We start from the raw sequence: 5,031 nt of genomic DNA, 5'->3' as shown, positions 1-5,031 counted from the left end.
CGATCCCCTCGATGCCGAGGTCGCTTGCAACTTTCAGCTTCGAGCCGGCGCCGGGACCCGCCACCACCAGGTCTGTCTTGGCAGAAACCGAGCCCGCCACCTTGGCGCCGAGCCGCTCCGCCATCGCCTTGGCTTCCGAGCGCGTCATCTTCTCCAGCGTGCCGGTGAACACGACCGTCTTGCCGGAGACTTCGCTGCCGGCCGAGATTTCCATGACGTAAGGTTTCGGGTGAACTTGCGCGAGCAGGGAGTCCAGCACGTCGTCATTGCGTTCATTGCCGAAGAAGTCGCGCAACGCATTGATCACCGTATCGCCGATGCCGTTGATCGATGGGAAGACGCTGTGCGGATCTTCCGCCTTTGCCGTTTCCTTGCCGACGCGGATCAGCTCCTCGATGGTCGAGAACTGGCGGGCAAGCACGGCCGCCGTCGTCTCGCCGATATGGCGGATGCCGAGCGCGAAGATGAAGCGGTCGAGCTCCGGCTCGCGCCGCGCGTCGATAGCGGCGAAGAGCTTGTCGAGGCCTTCATAGTTGCGCTCCTCCACGCTGCGCACGTTCTTGCGGGTCTTGCCCGAGGCTTCCTCGCGCAGCTTCGCCTGTTCCTCGCGCCGCTCGGCGAGCGCCTTGGTGACCGCCGGGCGGCGATCTTTCAGCGTGAAGATATCGGCGGCGGTCTTCACCAGCCCCGAATTGAAGAACAGGTCGATGTTTTCCGCGCCCAAGCCCTCGATATCGAGCGCACCGCGCGACACGAAATGGCGCAGCCTTTCCACGGCCTGCGCGGCGCAGATCAGCTCGCCGGTGCAGCGGCGCCGCGAATCCTCCTTGCCTGTCTTCTCGTTGATCTCGCGCGTCGCCGGCGATCCGCAGACAGGGCAAGTATGCGGGAATTCGTAAGGCACGGCACTGGCCGGCCGCTTGTCGATGACGACGCTGACGATCTGCGGGATGACATCCCCTGCCCGCTGGATCACCACCGTGTCGCCGATGCGCACGTCGATGCCGTCGCGTATCGGCTGGCCGTTGCTGTCGAAGCCTTTGATGTAGTCTTCATTGTGCAGCGTGACGTTCTCGACCACTACGCCGCCGACGGTCACCGGCGCCAGGCGCGCCACCGGCGCCAGCGTGCCGGTACGGCCGACCTGGATGTCGATCCTCTCAACCGTCGTCATCGCCTGCTCGGCCGGGAATTTGTGGGCGACGGCCCAGCGCGGCTCGCCGGTGACGAAACCCCAGCGGCGCTGCAGCTCGAGCTGGTCGACCTTGTAGACGACGCCGTCTATGTCGTAGCCGAGCGAGGAACGCTGCTCCTCGATCCGGTGATACTGCGCGATGAGCTCGTCGATCGACTTCGCCCGCACCATCAGCGGGCTGACCTTGAAGCCCCATTCCTTGAACTTCTGCACGGAATCGTACTGGGTCGGAGCCGGATCGGCGGTGGTGTAGCCCCAGGCATAGGCAAAGAATTTGAGGTTGCGGCTGGCGGTGACCGACGGATCCTTCTGGCGCAGCGACCCTGCCGCCGTGTTGCGCGGATTGACGTAATCCTGGCCGCCGACCGCCGCCGAGCGCTGCTTCAGCGCCTCGAATTCGGCATAGGTCATGTAGACCTCGCCACGGATTTCGATGACCTCCGGCCAGCCCGAGCCCTGCAACTTCTTCGGAATGTCGGCAATGGTCTTGAGATTGGCGGTGATGTCCTCGCCGACCGCGCCGTCGCCGCGCGTCGCGCCCTGAACGAACACGCCATTCTCATAGCGCAGCGAGGCCGACAGTCCGTCGATCTTCGGCTCGGCGGTGAAGGCGATGTCGAGGTCCTTGTCGCGGTCGAAGAAGCGCCGGCCGCGCTCGATGAAATCCGCGACGTCCTGGTCTGTATAGGCCTTGGCAAGGCTCAGCATCGGCACCGCATGGCGAACCTTGGCAAAGCCTTCCGCCGGCGGCGCGCCGACCCGGCGCGACGGCGAATCCTCGCGTACGAGATCGGGGAAGCGCGCCTCGATCGCGAGATTGCGCCGCGCCAGCGCGTCATATTCGGCGTCCGAAATCGTCGGCGCGTCCTCGGTGTGATAGCGCCGGTCGTGCTCGGCGATCTCCGCCGCGAGCCGCTTCAGCTCCTCCGCGGCCTCGCTTTCGCTCAGCGATTCGACTGGTTTTTCCGACATGGAACGCGGTCCTCGAATAATGGCGGGCCACTATAAATCAGGATTCGTCGGCAGGGCTCGTAGAAAAATCATTGGCCGACGGCAGGATACAGCCATCTGCTGACTCAGCTTGCAAGGTTGGAGAAACAAGCTCCGAGGCACGGGGCTTTTGACCGGTCGGCTCTGTTCTTGTTGGCAGGTGCCATGCCTTGGAGATTGGCCGAAACGCCACCCCGTCGTCATCCACGGGCGTAGCGACGCGAAGCGGAGCGCAGACCCGAGAATCCATGCCGTGGCGCTAAGGCGTTGCAACGGTTCAGAAGTTCTGCTCCGCGGCATTCCTCGGCCGAGGTAACGGCATGGATTCCAGGGTCTACGCGGTACGCTTCGCCCTGGAATGACGACGGAATGGGCGTTTTCAGCCAATCTCCAAGGCCATGCCACCTGCCAAGGCAACCAGAGCCGGCCCGTCAAAATCCCTGTGTCGAGTAACTACGCTGCCGCCGTATTCTCGCGCAGCAACCTCTCCGCCGCCGCGCGCGCCTCGTCGGTGATGACGGCGCCGGCCAGCATGCGCGCGATCTCTTCCTGGCGCGCGGCGCGGTCCATTTCGGCGATGCCGGTGGCGACGCGGTCCTTGCCGCCGGATTTGGAGATCAGGAAATGCGTGGCGGCGCGTGCCGCCACCTGCGGCGCATGCGTGACCGAAAGCACCTGCACGCGCTTCGAGAGCCGCGCCAGCCGCTGCCCGATGGCGTCGGCCACCGCGCCGCCGACACCGGTGTCGATCTCGTCGAAGACCAGGGTCGGCGCCGAGCCGCGATCGGCGAGCGCCACCTTCAAAGCCAGCAAGAAGCGCGAGAGCTCGCCGCCCGAGGCGACCTTCATCATCGGTCCCGGCCTGGTGCCCGGATTGGTCCGCACCCAGAATTCGACCTGGTCGATACCCTCTTCCATGCGGCTTTCGGCATCGCTTCCCATCTCGACGATGAACTCGGCCCGTTCGAGCTTCAGCGCCGGCAGCTCCGCCATGACGGCCTTGGTCAGGCCCGCAGCGGCCGCGTGGCGCAGCGACGAGAGCTGTGCCGCGGAAATATCGTAGGCCTCGCGCCCGGCGGCCGCCTGCTTCTCCAGCGCATGCAGCCGCTCCTCGCCGGCATCGAGATCGGCAAGATCGGCCACCATCGTGTCGCGCAGCTGCGCCAGGTCGTCGACCGCGACATTGTGCTTGCGCGAAGCGGCGCGCAAAGCAAACAGGCGCTCTTCCGCCTTCTCCAGGCGCTGCGGATCATATTCGGTGGCGCGGAGCGCGGCTTCCACGCCGGATTGCGCCGCATCGAGCGAGATCATCGCCTCGTCCAGCGATTTCACCACGTCATCGAGCAGGCCCGGCGCTTCGCCCGACTTGCGCTGCAGCCGCCGCAACAGGCTGGCAAGCTGCGGCAGCGGCGAGGACGGTCCCGACAGCACATCCTGCGCATCATGGATCTCGGCGGCGATCTTTTCCACGCGCATCATCTGCGCGCGCAGTTCCGCAAGCTCGGTCTCCTCGCCCGGCTGCGGATCGAGCTTCGCAAGCTCGGCGACGGAAGCGCGCAGATAATCGGCCTCGCGCGCCGCAGCCTCGACCTTGGCGCGGTGCCGTGAAAGCTCCTGCTCGCAGTTTCGCCAGTAGCGCCAGGCTTCGCCCGTGCCGCGCACGGCGCCCAGATGGCCGCCGAAACTGTCCAGCAATTCGCGATGCGCGCCGGGATCGACCAGGGCGCGTTCGTCATGCTGGCCGTGGATCTCGACCAGCGCGCGGCCGACATCGCGCATCAGAGTGACGCTGGAGGGCTGGTCATTGACGAAGACGCGGGTGCGACCGTCGGCCGTCTGCACGCGGCGCAGGATGATATCGCCATCGTCCTCGATGTCGTTTTGGACGAGCAGAGCGCGCGCCGGATGGTTGCGCGGCACGTCGAACACGGCAATGACCTGGCCTTGCGCGGCGCCGTGGCGGACGAGCGATGCATCGCCGCGCGCGCCGAGCGCCAGCGACAAGGCATCGAGCAGGATGGATTTGCCGGCGCCGGTTTCGCCGGTCAGCACCGAAAGCCCAGGCAGGAAGTCGATGTCCAGCTTCTCGATCAGGACGATATCGCGGATCGACAGTCTGGACAGCATCGCAAGCTTCAGGCGCCGGTGATCATCTTCCCGGCCTTGGATATCCACGATCCGGCATTTTCGCGCGGCTCAAGCCCATTGCTCTGCAGGAGCTTGTAGGAATCCTTGTACCACGGGCTGTCCGGATAGTTGGTGCCGAGCACCGCCGCCGCCGTCTGCGCTTCCGAGGTCAAGCCCATCGCATAATAGGACTCGGTCAGGCGCGCGAGCGCCTCCTCGACATGGCGGGTGTTGGAATAGGTTTCGACCACGGTGCGGAAGCGCTTCACGGCGGCGATGTATTCGCGGCGCTCGAGATAATAGCGGCCGATCTGCATCTCCTTGCCGGCAAGCTGGTCATTGGCGAAGCGAATCTTGTCCTTGGCGTCGGCGACATATTCGGAGTTCGGCCAGCGCGTCACCAGATCCTGCATGGTCTGGATGGTCTGGCGCGCCTCCTTCTGGTCCTGGGTGACGTCCTTGATCTGCCGGTAGTAGCACAAGCCGATGATGTATTGCGCGTAAGCCGCGTCGTCGGTCGACGGATAGAGCGTCAGGTAGCGCTTCGCGGTGCCGATCGCCTCGTCGTAATTGCCAGCGCGATAGTCGGCGAAAGCGCCCATCACCATCGATTTGCGCGCGAATTCCGAATAGGGATGCTGGCGGTCGACGGCGTCGAACTTCTTGCTGGCCTCATCGAGGCGGCCGGCATTCATGTTGGCCAGGCCCTGGTTGTAGAG

Annotated in this window: 3 protein-coding genes; all 3 read right to left on the bottom strand. The window is 65.1% G+C overall.

Annotation, left to right across the window (positions count from 1 at the left end):
• A partial coding sequence (gene ligA / locus EOD07_RS22005; protein WP_127236968.1) for an NAD-dependent DNA ligase LigA occupies positions 1 to 2,167 on the bottom strand: 2,167 nt, incomplete at its 3' end.
• Between the two features lie 471 nt (positions 2,168 to 2,638).
• The gene (recN, locus tag EOD07_RS22000; protein WP_041011985.1) at positions 2,639 to 4,312 is read right to left on the bottom strand and encodes a DNA repair protein RecN; all 1,674 of its coding nucleotides are present in this window, start codon (positions 4,310 to 4,312) and stop codon (positions 2,639 to 2,641) included.
• Positions 4,313 to 4,320: 8 nt separating this feature from the next.
• Positions 4,321 to 5,031, bottom strand: a 711-nt coding sequence (locus EOD07_RS21995; RefSeq protein WP_164772419.1) for an outer membrane protein assembly factor BamD, incomplete at its 5' end; no start/stop codon positions are given.

This window comes from Mesorhizobium sp. M2C.T.Ca.TU.002.02.1.1 (genome assembly GCF_003997225.1).
Note: the sequence above shows the minus strand (reverse complement) of the source record. Positions and strands in the feature narration are given on the sequence as shown.

Bases quoted from the DNA above. Each gene is read 5' to 3' on its own strand.
- recN (WP_041011985.1), bottom strand. From the start codon at position 4,312: ATGCTGTCCAGACTGTCGATCCGCGATATCGTCCTGATCGAGAAGCTG.